The organism is Collinsella sp. CLA-AP-H1 (assembly GCF_040092945.1).
GTDB lineage: Bacteria > Actinomycetota > Coriobacteriia > Coriobacteriales > Coriobacteriaceae > Collinsella.
Genome location: NZ_JBBNKO010000006.1, coordinates 90331 through 110113, shown reverse-complemented (window position 1 = coordinate 110113; position 19783 = coordinate 90331). Strand labels below are relative to the sequence as shown.

Annotated in this window: 16 protein-coding genes and 1 tRNA gene; 7 read left to right on the top strand and 10 right to left on the bottom strand. The window is 63.2% G+C overall.

The features are described 5' to 3' along the window. Nucleotides 1-37: 37 nt before the first annotated feature. The 3 genes from AAAV44_RS05175 to AAAV44_RS05165 all read right to left on the bottom strand — a co-directional run bounded on the left by AAAV44_RS05175 (nucleotide 38) and on the right by AAAV44_RS05165 (nucleotide 3502). Entirely contained in the window at nucleotides 38-418 is a 381-nt protein-coding gene (locus tag AAAV44_RS05175; RefSeq protein ID WP_117746202.1) for a helix-turn-helix domain-containing protein, read from the bottom strand. Nucleotides 419-866: 448 nt separating this feature from the next. Further along, a complete protein-coding gene (bilR, locus tag AAAV44_RS05170; protein WP_349114867.1) occupies nucleotides 867-2897 on the bottom strand; it encodes a bilirubin reductase, long form in 2031 nt (676 codons plus the stop codon). 528 nt (nucleotides 2898-3425) lie between these two features. Continuing rightward, nucleotides 3426-3502, bottom strand: a tRNA-Met gene (locus AAAV44_RS05165). 196 nt (nucleotides 3503-3698) lie between these two features. Between AAAV44_RS05165 and AAAV44_RS05160 the strand changes: the two genes are divergently transcribed. Beyond that, nucleotides 3699-4472, top strand: coding sequence for a type III pantothenate kinase (locus AAAV44_RS05160; RefSeq protein ID WP_349114866.1), 774 nt, complete (start codon nucleotides 3699-3701; stop codon nucleotides 4470-4472). Nucleotides 4473-4668: 196 nt separating this feature from the next. Here the strand turns inward: AAAV44_RS05160 and AAAV44_RS05155 are convergent, their stop codons facing one another. The 3 genes from AAAV44_RS05155 to AAAV44_RS05145 form a co-directional block, all read right to left on the bottom strand. Continuing rightward, nucleotides 4669-5370 carry a hypothetical protein gene (locus tag AAAV44_RS05155; RefSeq protein ID WP_349114865.1) on the bottom strand — a complete coding sequence of 234 codons (702 nt, stop codon included), beginning with the start codon at nucleotides 5368-5370 and terminating at the stop codon, nucleotides 4669-4671. Beyond that, a complete protein-coding gene (gene folP / locus AAAV44_RS05150) occupies nucleotides 5371-7101 on the bottom strand; it encodes a dihydropteroate synthase (RefSeq protein WP_349114864.1) in 1731 nt (576 codons plus the stop codon). Nucleotides 7102-7196: 95 nt separating this feature from the next. Next, nucleotides 7197-7949, bottom strand: coding sequence for an NAD-dependent protein deacylase (locus AAAV44_RS05145; RefSeq protein WP_349114863.1), 753 nt, complete (start codon nucleotides 7947-7949; stop codon nucleotides 7197-7199). A gap of 113 nt (nucleotides 7950-8062) precedes the next feature. On the opposite strand from AAAV44_RS05145, the gene AAAV44_RS05140 reads away from it, so the two are divergent. Further along, on the top strand, nucleotides 8063-8881 hold the full coding sequence (locus AAAV44_RS05140) for an exodeoxyribonuclease III (protein WP_349114862.1): 819 nt from the start codon (nucleotides 8063-8065) through the stop codon (nucleotides 8879-8881). 536 nt (nucleotides 8882-9417) lie between these two features. On the opposite strand, the gene AAAV44_RS05135 is transcribed toward AAAV44_RS05140, so the two are convergent. From AAAV44_RS05135 to AAAV44_RS05125, 3 genes are read right to left on the bottom strand one after another with little or no spacing between them, the layout of a single operon-like run. Beyond that, complete coding sequence (locus AAAV44_RS05135) at nucleotides 9418-10131, bottom strand: DUF6580 family putative transport protein (protein WP_349114861.1); 714 nt, start codon at nucleotides 10129-10131, stop codon at nucleotides 9418-9420. A gap of 4 nt (nucleotides 10132-10135) precedes the next feature. Then, nucleotides 10136-11779 carry an ATP-binding cassette domain-containing protein gene (locus tag AAAV44_RS05130; protein WP_349114859.1) on the bottom strand — a complete coding sequence of 548 codons (1644 nt, stop codon included), beginning with the start codon at nucleotides 11777-11779 and terminating at the stop codon, nucleotides 10136-10138. Then, nucleotides 11779-12666, bottom strand: coding sequence for an energy-coupling factor transporter transmembrane component T (locus tag AAAV44_RS05125; RefSeq protein WP_349114858.1), 888 nt, complete (start codon nucleotides 12664-12666; stop codon nucleotides 11779-11781). Before AAAV44_RS05125 ends, AAAV44_RS05130 begins: the two co-directional genes overlap by 1 nt. 199 nt (nucleotides 12667-12865) lie before the next feature. Here AAAV44_RS05125 and glmU point away from each other — a divergent pair, with 199 nt between their 5' ends. The 5 genes from glmU to gltA all read left to right on the top strand — a co-directional run bounded on the left by glmU (nucleotide 12866) and on the right by gltA (nucleotide 18924). Further along, on the top strand, nucleotides 12866-14278 hold the full coding sequence (gene glmU, locus AAAV44_RS05120; protein ID WP_349114857.1) for a bifunctional UDP-N-acetylglucosamine diphosphorylase/glucosamine-1-phosphate N-acetyltransferase GlmU: 1413 nt from the start codon (nucleotides 12866-12868) through the stop codon (nucleotides 14276-14278). 192 nt (nucleotides 14279-14470) lie between these two features. Next, the gene (locus AAAV44_RS05115) at nucleotides 14471-15457 is read left to right on the top strand and encodes a ribose-phosphate pyrophosphokinase (protein ID WP_006235790.1); all 987 of its coding nucleotides are present in this window, start codon (nucleotides 14471-14473) and stop codon (nucleotides 15455-15457) included. Nucleotides 15458-15680: 223 nt separating this feature from the next. After that, nucleotides 15681-16310, top strand: coding sequence for an aminoacyl-tRNA hydrolase (pth, locus tag AAAV44_RS05110; protein ID WP_349114856.1), 630 nt, complete (start codon nucleotides 15681-15683; stop codon nucleotides 16308-16310). A gap of 374 nt (nucleotides 16311-16684) precedes the next feature. Further along, on the top strand, nucleotides 16685-17524 hold the full coding sequence (locus AAAV44_RS05105; RefSeq protein WP_006235793.1) for a sulfide/dihydroorotate dehydrogenase-like FAD/NAD-binding protein: 840 nt from the start codon (nucleotides 16685-16687) through the stop codon (nucleotides 17522-17524). Then, complete coding sequence (gene gltA / locus AAAV44_RS05100; protein ID WP_117647774.1) at nucleotides 17515-18924, top strand: NADPH-dependent glutamate synthase; 1410 nt, start codon at nucleotides 17515-17517, stop codon at nucleotides 18922-18924. Before AAAV44_RS05105 ends, gltA begins: the two co-directional genes overlap by 10 nt. Nucleotides 18925-19049: 125 nt before the next feature. Here the strand turns inward: gltA and AAAV44_RS05095 are convergent, their stop codons facing one another. After that, a complete protein-coding gene (locus tag AAAV44_RS05095; protein WP_022094991.1) occupies nucleotides 19050-19673 on the bottom strand; it encodes a cytidylate kinase-like family protein in 624 nt (207 codons plus the stop codon). Nucleotides 19674-19783: the final 110 nt, after the last annotated feature.

Genomic DNA, 19783 nt, shown 5'->3' with positions numbered 1-19783 from the left:
AGAAAAATGCGCCCCTGTGGGCGCACCATCCCGTTTGCTATTCCGCCTTTTTAACGCGCGGCTTATCGACCAGTGCGGACTCACCGCTCTCGCGGTACTGACGGCACCAAGCCTTGACCGAAGACTCGCTGGGAATCTTGTGCTTGATCATGGCCTCGCGAACCGTCAAGCCGTTTTCCAGACGGTCCTTAACCACAGCGAGCTTTACGTCGTACGAATAGGTGTGATGATGCGAACCGGCATTGAGAACGGCGTCGGCACCGCCCACGGCATACGCGCGGGCCCACTGACGAGCCGTGGCCTGGGGAATGCCAAGCTCCGCAGCGAGGGCACGATGACCGACCCCCTCTTGGAGGATCTCGACGGCGCGCTGCCTAACCTCGGGCGCATGCGTGCGAGTCCTAGTTGCTTCCGACATACCTGCCACTTCTTAGCCTTAACCGTTAATCTGCTTTCTTACGTGCAAGTTAGATAGTAGCATTTTACTGTTTGCTCAAAGCAGTTAATTAAAATAGACGCGGCGTTATCTGGGCATTTGGCACCAAATTACGACATTTCTTTATCGATTATTTACGCTGGTAGCTGACTCGCAGCTAATCGTCATTCGCTTGTCAACAAAATTGGCATCTCTTTATGTCCTTTGGTATAGAAGATATAGTTATTAACCCCTCCCCCAATAATTTTGAGTAATCTGCAAGGCAGTAGACGTCCTCACTCCTCATGATTACCGCGCATTGCCATCCACCGGAGCAAAACAAAAGGGCGGGACCTGCTGCGCTTGCAGGCCCCGCACCGATTGACACCCGACGGGACGCAGTCGGGCGAGGCGGATCCGTGCTACCGCCCCGCCTGGCCGCGATGCTCAACTACAGCTCGTTGGCCGCGTGATACGCCGTGCGGATGGCGCTCGCAATGTCGGCGGTGCGCTCGCCCGAGCAGTCGCCCACGCAGGTCACGGGCACCGTCACGCCGTCCAGGTCAAACGCGTTGGCCTTGGAGCCCACGGCCATCACCACGTAATCGCAGGCGATATTTACCGGCTCCTCGGCGCCGTCCTCGGTGGTGCGCACGGCCTCCACGCCCTCGTCGGTAATGGCGGTCAGGCGGGTCTTCACGTGCTGCTCCACGTTGTGCTCGGCAAAGTCGCTCATAATCAGCGGCAGAATGGTCTCGGACTCGCCCGCGGCAATCTTGTCGAGCATCTCCACGATCGCCACCTCGCAGCCGTGCTGCAGCAGGTACTCGGCAGTCTCGGTGCCCACCAGGCCGCCGCCAATGACGGCGACGCGGCCCGTAAGCTCCACCTTGCCGGCCAGCACGTCCCAGCTCGAGACGACCTTGTCCGAGTCGGCACCCGGAACGGGGATGACCACGTCGTGCGCGCCCACGGCCACAATCGCGGCATCGGCGGCGTTGAGGTCCTCTGCCGTAGCGACGTGGCTGAGCTCAACCTTCACGCCCAGGCCAGGCAGAATCTTCTCGTAGTACTCGACCGAGCGCATGATCTCGTCCTTGCGCGGAGGCGCAGCCGCCAGCACAATCTGGCCGCCCAGATGATCGCTCGCCTCGTAGACGGTCACGTCGTAGCCGCGCTTGGCCGCCACGCGCGCGGCCTCCAGGCCGGCGATGCCGCCGCCCACCACGGCGACCTTCTTGTCGCCCTCGCCCGGCTTGATGGCGATGGTCGCCTCGTCGCCGTTCTCGGCATTGAGCACGCACGAAATGTACTTGCGGTTTTGAATCGCATCGACGCAACCCTTGTTGCAGTTGAGGCACTCGCGGATGGGCTCACCCGTGGCGGCCTTCAGCGCAATGTCGGGGTCGCACATGAGCGAGCGGCCATAGGCGATGATGTCGGCGGCGCCGTCTTCCAGAATCTTCTCGCCGGCCTCGACCGAAACCACGCGGCCCACGGTTGCCACCGGCACGGAGACCAGGGCCTTGACGCGCTCGGCCACGGGCAGCGTCCAGTTGTAGGGCATGGCGCCCATGGGCGGAATGGTGTCGCCCATGTTGCCGGTGTGGTTGGCCTGTGCGACCTGGATCATATCGATGCCCGCGCCCTCGAGCAGCTTGGCGAACTCGCAGGCCTCGTCGGGCTGCAGGCCGCCCTTGCCGCGCGGCGTGCCGTCGGGGTTCTCCATGATCACGGGGAGCTTGTACTCCACCATCAGCTGCGGCGCGGCTTCCTTAATGGCAGCGACGACCTCCAGCGCGTAGCGAACGCGGTTCTCGAACGAGCCGCCGTACTCGTCGGTGCGCTGGTTGAGGATGGCCGAGCACAGCGAACCCACCAGACGATCGCCGTGGACCTCGATGGCGTCGATGCCGGCCTGCTGCGCACGGGCGGCCGAGGCAGCGATGGCCTCCTTGATCTGGGTGAGTTGCTCTACGCTCGCCTCGTTCACAAAGTGCTGCATGTCGTGATGCAGCTTGGCGTAGGCCTGGTTGCGGATCTCGTTGGACTCGGCCATCTTGGCGGCAAAGGTCTCCTCGTCGCCGGCGGCCTTGGCCTCCTGCGCGGCCTTGGCGGCAGCCATGGAGCCCATGACCATGCGGCCGACACCGGGCACATCGTACTCGGGGTGGAACAGCTGCAGCGCGACCTTGGCGCCGTGCTTGTGGACGGCATCGGCCAGCGCCTTAAACGTGGGGATCTGGGCGTCGGTTGCCAGCTTGGGCGTGGGGCTTGCGGTCATGACGGGAGCAACGTCGCCGATGACGATGTAGCTCACGCCGCCACGGGCCAAGCGCTCGTAAAAAGCCAGGCTGCGCTCGCCGATGGAACCGTCGCGCTCCTCGTAGCCGGTGGTCAGCGGCGGGAACATAATGCGGTTCTTGAGCTCAAGGGGGCCAACCGTAATGGGCTGGAGCAGCTTGGATGCAGGTGCGGTCATGAACATTCCTCTCTTATAGGCGCGGCGGCGATGATGCCACGTAGTTGTCTAGAGGATATGGCATGGGGGCACAGCGGCACAACGAAAATCGGCGAATATCAGGAGGCGGCAGGTGGATGGGGCGGGGCGGCCCGTTGGTTTGTCTCAATCTGTAACATCTACTCGGCAAAACCGGGTCTTACTGTTACAGATCGAGATATTCCCCTCGACCCAACCTCAACAATCTCAATCTGTAACAGCTAGGCCCACTTTTGACCCCTACCTGTTACAGATCGAGACAAACCAAGCCCGCCTGCTAGAAAATCTCAATCTGTAACGGTTACTCGGCAAAAACCGTCCCTCGTGTTACAGATTTAGACAAACACGACCCAAACCACCGGTATATCTCGATCTGTAACACCTAGCCGCCCAAATCGGGTCTAGATGTTACAGGTCGAGATTTTGTTTGAGAGGCCGAGAATTGGACCGAAAACACGGTCCCGGAATAACAAAAAAACTCGCCGGCTAGGCCGACGAGCTGCAAGTTCTTGGTCGCGGGGGCAGGATTTGAACCTACGACCTCCGGGTTATGAGCCCGGCGAGCTACCAGACTGCTCCACCCCGCAATGTCTGGGCGCCTCATGTGCGCAAGAAAGAATATTACGCGGGAGTTCGGTAAACGGCAAGGAAAATCTCGTAGAGCATAATTCCTTCATATTTAAACCCCTCAGCCCCTATCACCGTAAACGAATCGCAGCTGAGCGCCGTCGACGGCACGTATACAATGGTGCGCGTCCTTTTATGCCGACACCGGGAGTAGACATGCTGCTCGCTATCGATATGGGAAACACGCAGACGGCCATGGGCCTGTTTGACGGAGACGAGCTGGTGCAGTCGTGGCGCATGCCCACCGACCGCTCCTATACCGCCGACGAGATCCATGTGCGCCTGATGGGTTTCTTTAAGATGTACGGCCTTTCGCTCGATGCGGTCGACGCGATCGCCTTTGCGGGCGTGGTGCCGCAGCTCTCGCGCGAGTGGCACGCCGTGGCCGACCGCATTGCCGCGGACGCCATCGTCATCGGGCCGCAGACGGCCGCCGTAACCAAGCTGCGGGCGGCGCGCCCCCAGGCCGTTGGTGCCGACCGCATCGCCAACGCCGTCGCTGCCGAGACCTTCTATGGCGCGCCGGCGATCGTGGTGGACTTTGGCACCGCGACCAATATCGACGTCATCGATGAGGACGGCTATTACATTGGCGGAGCGATCGCGCCGGGCATCCGCATCTCCATGGACGCGCTAGCTGCCCGCGCTGCCAAGCTCGCCAGCGTTCCGCTCGAGGCGCCCGAGCACGCCATCGGCCGTGACACCGAGGAATGCATCAAGGTCGGCGCCGTGATGGGCGCCGCCGCCATGGCCGAAGGCCTGGTCGCGCGCATGAAGCGCGAGCTGGGCCGCGACGATGCCACCGTTATCGCCACGGGCGGTCTCGCCGGCATCGTCGCCGGCTCGACCGATGCCTTCGACGTGGTAGACGGCCAACTCACCATCAAGGGCATCTGCGAAATCTACCGCCGCATGCAGGAGCTGGGATAGAGCAGGGGCTTAAGTCGAGCACGCCCGATGCCACAGCCCCCGCAAATGCTCGCCAAGCCTATTCCTCAAAATCGAAAAATTTTCAGTTTTGAGGAATAGGTCCGAGGTGCTACCCCGCAGTCACGCAAAGCCCTCCCCGGCACAGGCCGAAGAGGGCTTCGTTGTCATCGTTATCTTTGAGTGCGGGCGCTACGCGTTACAGACCGCGAATTCGTACAGCCTCGGGCGGAAACTCTTGCTCGCCGGCATCGGTTTTGATGGTCGCACGACCCCAGATGTCCAGGCCCGCAAACACACCGACCGCAAGCGGCAAACCGTTGGGCGACACCGCCGCAACTTGGCGGCCCAGCAGCGGCACCATGTCGAAGTACTCGCCCAGCACGGGAGCCAGCGGCCCTGCGGCGCCTTGCGGCGTGTTGGCAACAACCGCCCAGGCGTCCACGCGGGCCAGCACGGCGGCGGCCAATGCCTCGACCAGCACCTCGTCAGCCATATCCACGCCAAGCTCGCCTAGCGCCGCACGCTCAACATCAACCGTCACCGCGGCAAACATGCCCGCGGCACCGGCACCGCCGTTGACGGCGACGCGCGCGAGCGACGTCTCAAACGCAGGAGCGCCGCACACGATGTCACTCGGCCACTGGATGCCCACCTTGCCGGCAAGCCCCAGGCCAGGCGTCGACGCCGTGCCCACGAGCGCGTCCATCATGCCCATTGCGGCCACAAACGGCAGGCCGTGGAAGGCATGCATGTTCACATCGGGGCGCACGACCAGCGAAAACGTCAGCGATGCATCGCCCGCGCTCCACGCGCACCAGCCCGCGGACATGCCCTCGCGGCCCGCGTCACGCGCCGCGTCGAGCTCGGTACCGGCGGCTACAGCATTCATCTCGATCATCTACATGCGCCCCAATTCGCCCACGATATGGCCCACGCGATCCTCGGGCTCCTTGACCTCGACGCCGTTGTAGCGGAAGAACCGCGCCGGGTCGTGCATCAGGTCTTCGAGCGGCACCAGCACAAAGTCGCGCTCGCCAATGAGCGGATGCGGCAGGCGCAGCTTCTTGCCGCCGTGGGTCTCGCCGTCCATCCACAGCAGGTCCAAGTCGATGGTGCGCGGGCCGTTTACCTTGGCCTTTTTGGAGCGGTCTCGGCCCAGCTCGGCCTCAATCTTCATAAGCTCGTCGAGCAGCACCAGCGGCGCCAGCTCGGTCTTAATCTCGATGACGGCGTTGGCAAACGCGTCCTGGCGCGTCTCGTAGGCCGGCTCGCTCTCGTAGATGCGCGAGCAGTTGGACACGCAGGTGAGCGGGATCTCGGCAATCATGTCGCGCGCGGCGCGGATGTTGTCGCAGCGATGCCCCAGGTTGGAACCCACGGCCACAAACGCGCGACGCGGCTGCGGCTTGGCAACGGCCCAGTAACCGTTCAGGAACTGCGCAAAGCCCGCAACGTCATGCACGCGCACGATGTTGGCGCCGGCCTGGATGGCGCCCAGGCACACACCAAACGTGGCGGCATCGCGTGCGGCGGCCTCGGTCACGCCCGAGACGGCGCCCACAAAGCGCTTGCGCGACACGGCACACATGAGCGGATAGCCCAGTGACGCCATCTTGGCAGTCTCGCGCTGGATGACGATGTCCTCGTTAGCCGACTTACCAAAGCCCGGGCCGGGATCGATGCAGATGCGGTCGCGCGACACGCCGGCATGGATGAGCGTGCGGGCCTGGTCGGACAGAAAGCCCATGACGCGGCGCATGATGGGCGCCGAATCGGGCAGGGTGAAGCGGCGGAGCTGCGAGGTGGGCACGTAGGCTTCCTCGCGGCGGGCGCTGCGGCGCATCATGGCGGCCAGGCGGTCATTGGACTCCGATGCGGCCTCGGTGGCCTCGGGCGCGGGCGCGACGGTCTCGGCGGCAGCAGCCTGCTCAGCGGCCGGCGTCTCCTGCTCGCTTGAAGGCTCGGACGTGGGCTCCGGTTCGCCAAACGGCAACGAGGGCTGCACCACGCCGCCCGGAAGCTTGGCCTCCGGCTTAGGCTCGCCCAGCAACTTGCCGCGACGGCGGCGAGCCGGCTTCTCGGCCTCACGCGCGGCCTCGGCAGCCGCCTCGCGCGCCTTCTCGGCAACAAACGCCGCTGCCGAGGTATCGAGCTGCACCGTTGCGTGCGTGCGGGTGGGCGCGGCGACCTCGCCGGCATGCATCACGATGACGCCGCAGGTGCTCGTCTTAACAAACTCGACCATCTTGGGATCGGTGAAGCCGGTCACGTCGTTGACGATCGAGGCGCCGCAGCGCACGGCCGCCTTGGCAACCGCCACATGACGCGTGTCGATCGAGACGATGGCGCCCTCCTTGGCCAGCGCGCGCACCACGGGCAGTACGCGGCGAGCCTCCTCGTCGGGGTTGACCGGGGTAAAGCCGGGGCGCGTGGACTCGCCGCCCACGTCGATGATGTCGGCGCCGGCGTCGAGCATCGCCAGGCCGTACTCGATGGCGGCATCGGGGTCGAAGTGCTCCCCGCCATCGCTGAACGAATCGGGCGTCACGTTGAGGACGCCCATGATGCGCGGACGGTCAAAGCTGAGCTCGTACTTTCCGCACCGCCATGTCTTGCTGTCGTTCGCCATGAACATCCTCCTAAAATGCCCACGCCGCCGAGCTTGGGGAGCTGGCGGCGGGGTCGCTTTGCACTCAGTCTTTCTATTGTATCCGCGCGCGCGGGCTAGAACGCAAACGCGGCCGCGATGTCGCAAGAAATCAGCAGGTCGGCATTTGCATCCTGATCGGTGGGAGCAAGATTGCAAATAGCCAGCGTATCGCCAGTAAAGTAACGCGTGAGACCCGCCGCCGGATACACTACGAGCGAGGTCCCGCCCACGACGAGGGCGTCGGCTGCGGCGATGGCAGCAACGGCGCCGGTAAGCACGCGCTCATCGAGCGGCTCCTCGTAGAGCACTACGTCGGGCTTGATGCGGCCGCCGCACGCGGGGCACGCAGGCGCACCCGCGGCGTCCTCGTGCTCGCGTGAGCAAATCCATTCGGCGCTGTAGACCGCGCCGCACGTCTGGCAGATATTGCGGTGGACCGAGCCATGCAGCTCAAACACGCGCCGTGAACCAGCCGCCTGATGCAGGCCGTCGATATTTTGCGTCACCACGGCGTCGAGCTTGCCGGCGCGCTCCAGCTCCGCCAGCTTGGCGTGGCAGTGGTTGGGCTTGGCGTCAAGGGAGATCATCTTGGTCCGGTAGAAGTCGAAAAACTCCGCCGGATGCGCCTCGTAGAAGCTGTGCGAGAGCATAGTCTCGGGCGGATAGGAAAACCGCTGGTGATACAGGCCGTCAACGCTGCGAAAATCGGGAATGCCACTTGCCGTGGAAACGCCCGCGCCGCCAAAGAAGACCACGTGGCCATGGGTTTCGAACAGCTCCGCCAGCGCGGCGGAGGCCCGCTTGGGGTCCGATATTGCCTGCGTCATATATGTCCTCCGTCCGTGTCTTAGGGACGGCGGCGTTCGCGCTATCACTCGCGAACTCCGCCCCGCTCTTGTTGCGTTAATCTTAAGCCTGCCAATCCCGTCGAAAGGACACCATGCCTCAGACTTACACTTTCGCCTCGTGGAACGTCAACGGCCTGCGCGCCGTGCTCAAAAAAGACCCGAGCTTTATTCAGATCGCGCAAGAACTCGACGTCGATATCCTGGCGCTGCAGGAGACCAAGCTGCAAGAAGGCCAGGTCGATATCGATCTGCCCGGCTACCACCAAACCTGGAGCTACGCCGAGCGCAAGGGCTACTCGGGCACCGCGGTCTTTAGCCGCCAGGAACCGCTGCGCGTGCTGCGCGCCGATGCGCTGCTGCCCCACGCCGGCGAGGACGAGGCGGCCGAGCTCGTCGCCCAAGCCGCAACCGAGGGCCGCGTCTGCGCGCTCGAGTTCGACAAGTTTTGGTTCGTGGACGTCTATACGCCCAACGCCCAAAACGAGCTCGCGCGCATCGATGTACGCATGGCCTGGGACGATGCCTATCGCGGCTTTTTGAGCGCGCTTGAGCGCGAAACCGGCAAGCCCGTCGTAACCTGCGGCGACTTTAACGTGGCACACGAGGAGATCGACCTAAAGAACCCCAAGTCCAACCGCGGCAACGCAGGCTTTTCGGACGAGGAGCGCGGCAAGTTTACCAAGCTGCTCGACGCCGGTTTTACCGACACCTGGCGCGCGGCAAACCCCGACGTCGAGGGTGTCTACAGCTGGTGGAGCTACCGCTTTAATGCCCGCAAGAACAACGCAGGCTGGCGCATCGACTACTTCCTGGTAAGCGACGCAATCGCCGGCAACGTACGCGACACCGGCATCCGCGGCGACATCTTCGGCAGCGACCACTGCCCCGTCACCCTCGCCCTGGAGCTCTAGCCCCCAAATGATCCCCCGGGGACGGAGGGAAACGGATCATTTTCACCTCGCGAGGGAATCCACGCGACCCACCCGCCACGAAACTGGCCCATCTACTACGTTTAAGCCACTACCCTCAACCACAGCGAACAACGCAAAAAGAAAACCGCAGGTAGAAAGCCTGCGGTTTTTCATAAAACGCGGTCATGGTCGGGGATATCAAGCTAAACGTAGTAGATGGGCCAGTTTCGTGGTAAGCGCCGTCAACTGATTCCCTGGGGACGTCTGGGGACGGAAGAAAGCGGATCGATTTGGCTCTCTGAGGGCCGCGACGCCCGCCATATCAGCCGGCCATTCCAAAACCATGCCGGTTTACGGGGCTGAATCGCAGATCCCTAACCACACGCAATTCGAGCAAAATAAAACCGCAGGTAGGTGGCTCGTCTATTTTCGAAAAATGCCGGTATGGTCGGTCTGTGTCAATCCAGCCCCTTAAACCGGCATAGTTTTGATATGACACCAAGTCAGTATTGATTCTCGCCCCAGCGCAACCGCCACTACAGCCCGTACTTCACGACGACGCGGTTGATGCGGCGACACCAGGGCCTGTACAGGGCGGCCAAAAACACGCAGGTCGCGAGTCCGTGTGTGATATCGAACGGCACCGCCGTAGCAAGACGCGCTACGGCGCCTGCCCAGGTGAGCGGCTGCACAAAACCGATGATGTCATACGCGTTGATCACGACGCCATACAGCAAGCCCGAGGCAAAGCCATACGCCAACAGAGCCGGCATTCGCACGGCTCCATCGGCGCGGTCAAACGCGCCCGCATGCGCCAGTGCGCCACCGATATAGCCCACCAGACCCCAGGCATACATCTGCCACGGCGTCCACACGCCCTGCCCAAAAAAGAAATTACTGGTCAACGCTGCCAACGCGCCGACCATGAAGCCGTTGCGTCGGCCCAACGTCGCCCCCGCGATAATAGCGATGGCGCTCACGGGTTTAAAGTCGGGAATAGGCCCAAACAGGATGCGCCCCGCCGCGGCCAGCGCCGCCAGCACCAGCGTGGGCATGATCTGGCGCAGGCCTGGACGTGATGTCTCATAGCCCGCAAAGAACAGTGCGAGCACGAGCGCAACTACAACCAGCATGGCAAGCGCCGCCTGCTCAATGCCCACCAGCAACGCCGCAGTCATCACTGCCGGCACCGCCAGGAGCAGCGGAATCTCCATTTTTGTGAGTAGGCGCGAGACGCGATGATCCGTCATCCCATCACGCCCTGTAGAACACGTTGTCGGCAAAGAAATCTGCCGGAGGCTCCATGCAGGCGATCTCGCCGTCGAACATCATGGCGACGTCGTCGGACACCTGCTCGGCAAAGTCTAAGTCGTGCGTGGCCATGATGACGGTACCGCCGGCATTCGCATGGTCACGCAGGGCGCGAGCGATGATGCGGCGGCTGGCCAAGTCCAAACCCTTGGTGGGCTCATCAAGCAGCAGCAGCTCCGGGCCAATCAACAGCAGCTTTGCCAACGCAAGCAGCTGGCGCTGACCGCCCGAAAGATCGTACGGGTGACGCGCCTCCAAGCCCGCTAGGCCCAGGCGCGCTGTCTGCTCCTGTGCTGCGGCCTCGTCGTATCCGCAGGTCGAAGCCCATTCCATCAGTTCGTCGCGCACCGTCTCGGCAACCAGCAGAGCCTTGGGGTTCTGCGGCAGCAGCGCCGCCGAAGCCGCCCCACGCACCATGCGGCCACGCTGCAGCTTAGCCGTCTTGGCCAGCACCGAGAGCATCGTCGACTTGCCACAGCCGTTTCCGCCCACGACCGCATGCACCGCGCCGGCTGAAAACGTCACATCGAGCCCGCGTAGCACCCAACCGCCCGCGCGATCGTAGCGAAACCAGCCTTCCGACAGGGTGGTAGCCGACCCACCGTGCATTTTTTGGAGTATTCTGCTTCCATCCGTGCGCGGGAAGGCTTCCGAGCCGTTTTCGAGCGACGTTTGCGCCACAAATTCGGACGATTTGTCCAATTCCGAACTTTTTTTCGCGCTCGATACGTCCCCGGTCGGCTCCAGAGAGCCTAAATTGTCCTCACGCCTGCTGAATACTCCGTTTTTTGCACATCGGATGGCACCCCACCCCAACACGTCATCGGAAAACAGCGATTCTCGGCGTCCCAAAGAAGCCATATCCGCCACCTCGCGCACGCGACCGCCCTCAATCCGGTACGCACGCGTCGCATACTCGAGCATCGGCCGCGGTTGATGCGTAGCCACAACAACCGTGCAGCCCAGCTCACGGTTCACGCGAAACAGCGCGTGCAGAAAATTCTTCTCGGCAACGGGATCGAGCTGAGACGTGGGCTCGTCGAGCAGCAGCACACGCGGACGCAGCGCCAGGACGGCGGCAAGCGACAGCAACTGCTTGCGACCGCCCGAAAGCGTATCGGTATCGCGATGAAGCCAGTCCTCCAGACCAAAGAAATAGCTGGTCTCGGCAACACGGCGACGCATCTCGTCGCGCGACACACCCAGATTCTCCAGGCCAAACGCCATCTCATGCCACACGGTCTCGCACACAATCTGGTTCTCGGGATCCTGGAACACGTAGCCCACGCGCTCCGCAGACGCGCGCACGTCCATGTCGGCAACGTTCTCGCCCAGCACGCGCGCATCGCCAGTGCGCTCGCCCGCCGGAGCGATCTCGGGCTTGAGCAGCGACAGCAGCGTCGACTTACCCGATCCGGTACCGCCGACAAGCAGCGCAAATGCACCTTGAGGAACAGACCAGTCGAGCCCCTCGAGCACCGCAGCATCAGCCCCGGGGTAGGCGAAGCTCAGGCTCCGCACCTCAATCGCCGGCATATCCGGGCCGCACGCCGCGCCCGACACCGAGCCCCTATCCAACCGAGCCATCAGCCAAACCTCTTCTCATCGATCGCATGCAACACACAGGGCAGTACCATCCAGGCAGCGTACACAACATAGCCCAGCCACGGCGCGGGCACCGAAAGCTGCGGGTAAAACGAATACTGCGTTGTCGCGGTCCATGCCACTGCCACCGCGGCGGCACCAAACAGCGCGAGCTCGACCAGCGCGGCAACGTCGCTGCGTCCCAGTCGATACCGCGCGTACGTCGTACGGCGCGACGCAGCACCCCACCCGCGCGAGCGCATGGCATCCGCGCGCTCAAGCGAATCTTCCATGCCCCAGCCCATCAGCACGCTCGACGCCCGCAGGCGCGATCGCACGGGATCGGCGGGCGCACGCCCCGGCACATCGATCGCGTCCTGCACCGCCAGCACCGTGCGGCCGCGGCGCAAAAACTGCGGGATAAGCCGCATACACATCGAGATCATGAGCGCGAGCACCGGCGCGGCGTTGCCCAACAGTGCGAGCACCTTGTCGTATTCGAGCATCGACGCCGCCGCCTCAAACCACAGCACGCTCGCCACAAACAGCCCGCCCATGCACAGGCCGTAAACCATGCTCTCCAGATACACCGCGCGCATGCCAATACGAAACAGCTCCGTCGAGCCCGAGGCGCTAAACAGCGGATTGAGCACCGCGATGATCAAAATCACTGGCAGCTGCCAGCGAAGCGCCCCCAACGTGCGCGCAGCACCGCGCGTCGCAAACCCGTACGCCAACCCACCCGCAAGCGACAGCGCGATCAACACCGGTTGCATCGAGAACATGGTGAGCCCCAACGTCAGCACCATGTAGAGCGCCGGAACTGCCGGATGCGACATCGAAAATGCCCCCACGGGCTCGGCGCCCGAACCCTCTCGTATGTTGTCCATAGGCATCCCCGCCCTCCCGCCAAATCACCGACGCCGAAGCACTGCCGGCACCGCCCGCAAGCAGCGCAAACACCACACCAGCGGCCCAAACCTCAGCTGTCGCGCATCAATCGTTACGCGCTCATCATATGCCTGCGGTATCATATTGCGCCGTGTATCGTTTCCAAACACACGTCTCTATAACGTAACAGGAGATCACATGGACGCAACCGCAATTATCCTCGCCGCCGGCGAGGGCACCCGCATGAAGTCGAACCACTGCAAGGTTTCGCACAAGATCCTGGGCAAGCCCATGGTCCAGTGGATCGTCGACGCCACCATCAAGGCCGGCTGCAGCCGCGTCGTGGTCGTCATCGGCAGCCACGCCGACGAGATGCGCGCCCTCATCGATGGCGCCTATGCCAACAGCGCCACCAAGGTCGAGTGCGTCGAGCAGACCGAGCGCCTGGGCACCGGCCACGCCGTGAAGGTCGCGCTCGAGGCCTGCGGCATCGCGCAAGGCCCCGTCGTCGTGCTCAACGGCGATCTGCCGCTCATCACCGCCGACACCGTCGCCAAGTTCGCGCAGACCGTCGCCACCGGCGAGCTCGCCTGCACCGTCATGACCATGACCCCGCCCGATCCTTTTGGCTACGGCCGCATCAAGCTAGGCGCCGATGGCCAGATCGAGCGCATCATCGAGCAGAAGGACTGCACGCCCGAGCAGGCCGCCACGCTGCTGGAGTGCAACGCCGGCTGCTACGCCTTCGACGGCGCGCAGCTTGCCGCCCACATTAACGAGATCGGCAACGACAACGCGCAATCCGAGTACTACCTGCCCGACATGCTCGAGATCCTCAAGGGCCACGGCCAGGCAGTCTCTATCTTCCACTGCGACGACTACCGCGACGGCCTGGGCGTCAACAGCCGCATCCAGCTCGCACAGCTTACCGCCATTGCACGCGACCGCATCAACGAGCACTGGATGGCCGAGGGCGTTACCTTCATCGACCCCACGCAGGCCTGGATCGGCCCCGATGCCGTTATCGGCCGCGACACCGTAGTGTGGCCGCAGACGCACCTGATCGGCCACGTCACCGTGGGCGAGGAGTGCCAGCTCGGCCCCAACAGTCGCCTCACCGACACCACCGTCGGCAGCGGCTGCACCATCGATGAGACCATCGCCATCGAGGCCGTCATCGAGAACGGCGTCGACTGCGGCCCGCGCGCCTACCTGCGCCCGGGCACCCACATGCTCGACGGCTCCAAGGCCGGCACGCACGTGGAGATCAAGAAGTCCACGATCGGCGAGGGTTCCAAGGTGCCCCACCTGTCCTACATCGGCGACACCACCATGGGCTCCGGCGTCAACGTGGGCGCGGGCTCCATCACCTGCAACTACGACGGCGTCCACAAGCACAAGACCGTCATCGGCAAGGATGCCTTCATCGGTTCCGACACCATGATGGTCGCGCCCGCCCAGATTGGCGACGGTGCGCTCGTGGCCGCCGGCTCCGTCATCACCGAGCCGGTTCCGGCCGACGCACTCGGTCTGGGCCGCGCCCGTCAGGTAAATATTGAGGGCTGGGCCGCCGATTATCGCCGCCGTCTGCACGAGGACGACGAGGCATAACGCTTTACCAAGCACAAAAGGAGCTGTTCCATGGGGACGGCTCCTTTTTCTATCGTGACCTGCGCGACCGGATGAGTGGTCGGTTCGTGTCCGTTGACGGTAAAGACGTTATCAAGACCCGATTAACCCCGCCGCACGGTTACAATGCAAAAAGGCATCTATATGGCATTCGATGTATAAAGGAGAAGGGTAATGCCGATTAATGATCCCGAGAAGTCGGAGAATATGCGCAAGTCCATCCGCGTGTATTCCGGTTCCTCCAACCGTCCCCTCGCTCAGAAGATCGCTGAGTACCTTGGGGTCGAGCTTTCGGGCCTTACGCTAAAGCAGTTCGCCAACGGTGAGATTTACGCCCGCTACGACGAGACCGTCCGCGGCGCCGACGTCTTCCTGATTCAGTCCGTGGCCGGCGGCAACGTCAACGACATGCTCATGGAGCTGCTCATCGCCACCGACGCTGCCAAGCGCGCATCCGCCCGCTCCATCACCGCCGTTATCACCCACTACGGCTATGCCCGCCAGGACCGCAAGGCCGGCCCGCGCGAGCCCATCACCGCCCGCCTCGTCGCTAACCTGCTCGAGCGCGCCGGCGTCGACCGCATCATCACCCTCGACCTGCACCAGGGTCAGATCCAGGGCTTCTTCGATATCCCGGTCAACCACCTGTCCGCACTGCCGCTGTTTGGCCAGTACTACAACGACATGCACTTCGACACCGACAACCTGGTTGTCGTCTCCCCCGACGTGGGTCGTGCCAAGGCCGCCAAGAAGCTGTCCGACATGCTCGGCTGCGACCTGGCCATCGCCCACAAGGGCCGTCCGCGCCACAACGCCGCCGAGGTCATGGGCATCATCGGTGACATCAAGGGCAAGACCTGCGTCATCAACGACGACATGATCGACACCGCTGGCACCCTGTGCGCCAACGTCAAGGAGCTCAAGGCTATGGGCGCTGGCGACATCTACGTCTGCGCCACCCACGGTATCTTCTCCGGTCCGGCCATCGAGCGCCTGAACGACGCCCCGATCGTCGAGTGCGTCGTCACCGACGCCATCCCTGTCGAGGTCGGCGGCAAGATTAAGACCATCTCGGTCGCCGAGGAGTTCGCTCAGGCCATCTCCGCCGTTTACCACGAGGAGCCCGTCTCCACGCTCGTCGGCGGCGACTTCGCGCTGTAGTCGCATCGTCCTTGCAACCCGACGCATCGCCGCCGGAACAGAAGAAACCCCCGCGCTCCCCCTTGCTTCGCAAAGGTCGCGCGGGGGTTTCTTCTGTTCCGGCGGCTCGCTCTGCCGCGGCCGTGCTTTTGTCTGGTGGGATTTCGCTGAAGCAAAGCCTCGCATTCGGCGGGCGTGGTAGCCTTTGTCGTTGATTGAACTATTTACGTAACGGAGGACAAACATGGCAGCTGCACAGCCGCTCAAGATTCGCATGGTTGCCGGGCTTGGCAACCCGGGCGAGGAATATGCCGAGACCCGCCACAACGCCGGCTTTAAGGCAATCGACGAGCTGGCCCGTCAGGCCGGCGTCACGTACTGGAAAAACCAGGCCGGCGCCGAGGTCGCGGTCATCAACATCAACGACCCCGAGGAAGAGGGAGGCAAGCGGCAGATTGTGCTGGTCAAGCCGCAGTCGTACATGAATACCTCGGGCGGCCCCATCTCCAAGCTCTGTCGCGAGTACAAGATCAAGGCCGAGGAGCTGCTCGTAATCCACGACGAGCTCGATATTCCCGCCGGCGACGTGCGCGTCAAGGTGGGCGGCGGCCATGCTGGCCACAACGGCCTGCGTTCCATCATCGACAAGATGGGCAGCCGCGACTTCAGCCGCATCCGCACCGGCATCGGCAACCCTCCCGGCAAGATGGCCGTCGCCGACTACGTGCTTAAGCAGTTGCGCGCCCGCGAGGCCGAGGATTTCCAGGACACCTGCGCCCGCGCGGCCGACGCCGCCGGCCTGGCGATCGTGCACGGCGTGGTCTATGCCCGCGACCACGTCAACGGCGCCGCCTCCGCCAACGGCAAGCACTAAAACCTACCATTTAGGGACAGGTTTATTTTGGCAGGTTTTATCTGCGGAAACGCCACAGTGAGCGCATCGCAATAAACCCTGCGCCGCCATATGCACGCAACACCCCAAAGGGGGCCGGCCTCATCACAAACCGAGGCCGGCCCCCTTTGCCGTTTTACCCGATAAGGCTGACCAAAATAAACCTGCCCCTATTTGGTAGGCCAAAGTGGATAAACCCTGCTCCCACCTGCCAAAGACACACGTAAGCGACATGTCCATGAGGGTATAATTTGCACCGTATGTCTGCACAACGCCTGTGCGCGTACGGTTTTATTCGGGCTACCGTCCATTTCCGTGGAGGCACGGTTCGGCAGCCCTAACAAGAGAGGGGTTCTATGTATAAGATCCTGGAGAAGACGCAGTTCTCGGAGAAGGTGTTCAAGTTCCGCATCGAGGCGCCTGCAATCGCCAAGCATGCGCACGCTGGACAGTTCCTCATGGTTCGCGCCAACGAGACGGGCGAGCGCGTCCCGTTTACCCTGGCCGGCTGGAACGGTGACGAGGGCTGGGTCGAGTTCATCTTCATGGTGATCGGCAAGACCACCGAGATGCTTTCCACCTACGAGGCCGGCGAGTCGCTGCGCGACGTCGTGGGCCCGCTGGGCGTTCCCACCGAGATGGCCGAGGGCCCCTGCGCTGTCATTGGCGGCGGCGTCGGCCTGGCAATTGCCTTCCCGGTCGCCAAGCACCTGGTCGAGACCGGCCACGAGGTGCACGCCATCATGGGCGCCCGCACCAAGGACCTCCTGCTCATGGAGGACCAGTTCCGCGAGCTCCTCGACGAGGACCACATCCACATCACCACTGACGACGGCTCCTACGGCGAGCAGGGCGTTGTCACCGCTCCGCTGGAGCGCCTGCTGCAGGACAAGGCCGTGAGCCAGGTCTTCTGCGTCGGCCCCGTTCCGATGATGAAGTTCTCGACCCTCACCGCCCAGAAGTACGACACCCCCATCACCGCGTCGCTCAACCCCATCATGGTTGACGGCACCGGTATGTGCGGCTGCTGCCGCGTCGAGGTGGGCGGCGTGACCAAGTTCGCTTGCGTCGACGGCCCCGACTTCGATGCCACCCTGGTCGACTGGGATGACCTTCGTGCCCGCCAGGCCGCTTACCGTTCCGAAGAGGGCGAGTCCCTCAAGGCCTATGAGGAAAAGAGCTGCGCATGCCACTAGTTAACGGTCGTTTCGTTGCCGATATGAAGTCGCCCCGCACCCCCGATAACGAGGAGCCGGCTGCCGAGCGCGCCTGCGACTTCCGCCCCGTCGACAAGGGCTTCACCGAGGAGATGGCGCTGGCCGAGGCCGAGCGCTGCCTCAACTGCAAGAAGCCGTTCTGTGTTGAGGGCTGCCCCGTCAACATCAACATCCCCCGCTTTATCGAACAGATCCGCGAGAAGGACTTCGGCGGCGCTCTCGATACCATCCGCGAGGACTCCATGCTTCCCGCCATCTGCGGCCGCGTCTGCCCGCAGGAGAACCAGTGCGAGGGCAAGTGCATCCGTGGCAAGAAGTCCGAGCCCGTGGCCATCGGCCAGCTCGAGCGCTTCCTGGGTGACCGCCCCGAGCTCGCCTCCACGCCCAAGATGGCCCCCAAGAACGGCAAGAAGGTCGCCGTCGTCGGCTCCGGCCCGTCCGGCATCACCTGCGCTGGCGAGCTCGCCCGCAACGGCTTTGACGTCACCGTCTTCGAGGCCTTCTTCACCGGCGGCGGCGTGCTGGTCTACGGCATCCCCGAGTTCCGTCTGCCCAAGGCGGTCGTCAAGCGCGAGATCGACGGCCTGGAGGACATGGGCGTCAAGTTTGAGTACAACTCCGTCGTAGGCAACATGGCCACGGCCGAGGAGCTGTTCGAGCAGGGCTTCGACGCCATCTACGTGGCGACCGGCGCTGGCCTGCCCAAGTTCCTCAACGTCCCCGGCGAGAACCTGCCCAACGTCTTCTTCGCGAACGAGTACCTTACCCGCGTAAACCTGATGAAGGCCAACAAGTTCCCCGAGTACGACACCCCCACCAAGCACGGCAAGAACGTCGTCGTCTTTGGTGGCGGCAACGTGGCTATGGACGCCGTCCGTACCGCCAAGCGCCTGGGCGCCGAGCACGCCATCATCGCCTACCGTCGTACCGAGGACGAGATGCCCTGCCGTCGCGCCGAGCTGCACCATGCCAAGGCCGAGGGCGTCGAGGTTCTGCCGCTCGTCTCCCCGCTCGAGTTTGTCGCTGGCGAGGACGGCTCCGTGTGCGCCGTCAAGGTCCAGAAGATGGAGCTCGGCGAGCCCGACGAGTCCGGTCGTCGTCGCCCGGTGCCCATCGAGGGCGCCATCGAGGAGATTCCCTGCGACGTCGCGATCTCGGCTATCGGCACCAACGCCAACCCCTTCGCTGCCAAGATCGGCGGCAAGATGGAGCTCAACAAGTGGGGCTACATCGTCGCCGACGAGGAGACCGGCCAGACCACCGATCCTCGCATCTGGGCCGGCGGCGACATCGTCACCGGTGCCGCTACGGTCATTCTGGCGATGGGTGCCGGCAAGAAGGCCGCCGCTTCGATCACCAAGAGCCTGCTGGGCGAGTAATCACCCACAGCGCTAGCCATCAAACGGCAAAGTCCCCGTCGAGCACACGCCCGGCGGGGACTTTTTCTATGCCGGCCGCCCAAACCACCACAAGGTGCCTGTCCCCTTGTGGTGGTTTTGGTCGGTTAGCCTTCGAGCTGCGCCACTTTGTAGCGGTAGGCAGCGGCGATGACGTCTTTGCAGCCTTCGCGGCCCAGCTTGGCGCGGTTGACGACGATGTCCTTACCGCTCGTCATCTTCCACTTGCCGGCACTGTAGCGCTTATAGAACGCCTCGCGCGCCTTCTGCTGCTGCTTGACCAGCTTGGCGCCCTTCTTTTTGTTAAGGCCACGCTTCTTGCGCACAATCTCGACGCGGTCCTCAAAGGGTGCGGTCACCAACACGGCAATGTGGTTGGGGTTGTTACGCAGCAGGTAGTCGGACAGACGACCCTCGATAATGCAGCTCTCGGTCTCGCCCAGATCCAAAATCACCTGGCTCATCTTTTGGAACAACTTATCCGAGTACGAACGGGCGTCGTAACGGTCGGGCAAAAACGCCATGTTCTCCACGGCCAGGCGCTCGTCATAGGCAGCCATCTTGTCGAGCGACTCGCCCGCGCGCAGCGACGCACGCACCAGCAGCTCGTTATCGTACAGTGGAATCCCCAACTCGTTGGCGAGGATGCGTCCAATCTCATGGCCCTCGGCACCAAAGTCGCGCGCGATGGTAATGACCACAGGACTCTTCTTGTTCTCCAGATCGCTCATCGCGATTCCTTTCTAACAAATGAGAAATAGGCGATTCCTGATTCCCATTTTGTCACTTACGACCGTCCTGGTTTCCCAAGTGCGACAGATTGCCCCGAAAGAGGAGCGCC

What these genes read in the sequence shown, in the direction of transcription:
- AAAV44_RS05175 (WP_117746202.1), bottom strand. Translation starts at nt 418, where the DNA reads ATGTCGGAAGCAACTAGGACTCGCACGCATGCGCCCGAGGTTAGGCAG.
- bilR (WP_349114867.1), bottom strand. Translation starts at nt 2,897, where the DNA reads ATGACCGCACCTGCATCCAAGCTGCTCCAGCCCATTACGGTTGGCCCC.
- AAAV44_RS05160 (WP_349114866.1), top strand. Translation starts at nt 3,699, where the DNA reads ATGCTGCTCGCTATCGATATGGGAAACACGCAGACGGCCATGGGCCTG.
- AAAV44_RS05155 (WP_349114865.1), bottom strand. Translation starts at nt 5,370, where the DNA reads ATGATCGAGATGAATGCTGTAGCCGCCGGTACCGAGCTCGACGCGGCG.
- folP (WP_349114864.1), bottom strand. Translation starts at nt 7,101, where the DNA reads ATGGCGAACGACAGCAAGACATGGCGGTGCGGAAAGTACGAGCTCAGC.
- AAAV44_RS05145 (WP_349114863.1), bottom strand. Translation starts at nt 7,949, where the DNA reads ATGACGCAGGCAATATCGGACCCCAAGCGGGCCTCCGCCGCGCTGGCG.
- AAAV44_RS05140 (WP_349114862.1), top strand. Translation starts at nt 8,063, where the DNA reads ATGCCTCAGACTTACACTTTCGCCTCGTGGAACGTCAACGGCCTGCGC.
- AAAV44_RS05135 (WP_349114861.1), bottom strand. Translation starts at nt 10,131, where the DNA reads ATGACGGATCATCGCGTCTCGCGCCTACTCACAAAAATGGAGATTCCG.
- AAAV44_RS05130 (WP_349114859.1), bottom strand. Translation starts at nt 11,779, where the DNA reads ATGGCTCGGTTGGATAGGGGCTCGGTGTCGGGCGCGGCGTGCGGCCCG.
- AAAV44_RS05125 (WP_349114858.1), bottom strand. Translation starts at nt 12,666, where the DNA reads ATGGACAACATACGAGAGGGTTCGGGCGCCGAGCCCGTGGGGGCATTT.
- glmU (WP_349114857.1), top strand. Translation starts at nt 12,866, where the DNA reads ATGGACGCAACCGCAATTATCCTCGCCGCCGGCGAGGGCACCCGCATG.
- AAAV44_RS05115 (WP_006235790.1), top strand. Translation starts at nt 14,471, where the DNA reads ATGCCGATTAATGATCCCGAGAAGTCGGAGAATATGCGCAAGTCCATC.
- pth (WP_349114856.1), top strand. Translation starts at nt 15,681, where the DNA reads ATGGCAGCTGCACAGCCGCTCAAGATTCGCATGGTTGCCGGGCTTGGC.
- AAAV44_RS05105 (WP_006235793.1), top strand. Translation starts at nt 16,685, where the DNA reads ATGTATAAGATCCTGGAGAAGACGCAGTTCTCGGAGAAGGTGTTCAAG.
- gltA (WP_117647774.1), top strand. Translation starts at nt 17,515, where the DNA reads ATGCCACTAGTTAACGGTCGTTTCGTTGCCGATATGAAGTCGCCCCGC.
- AAAV44_RS05095 (WP_022094991.1), bottom strand. Translation starts at nt 19,673, where the DNA reads ATGAGCGATCTGGAGAACAAGAAGAGTCCTGTGGTCATTACCATCGCG.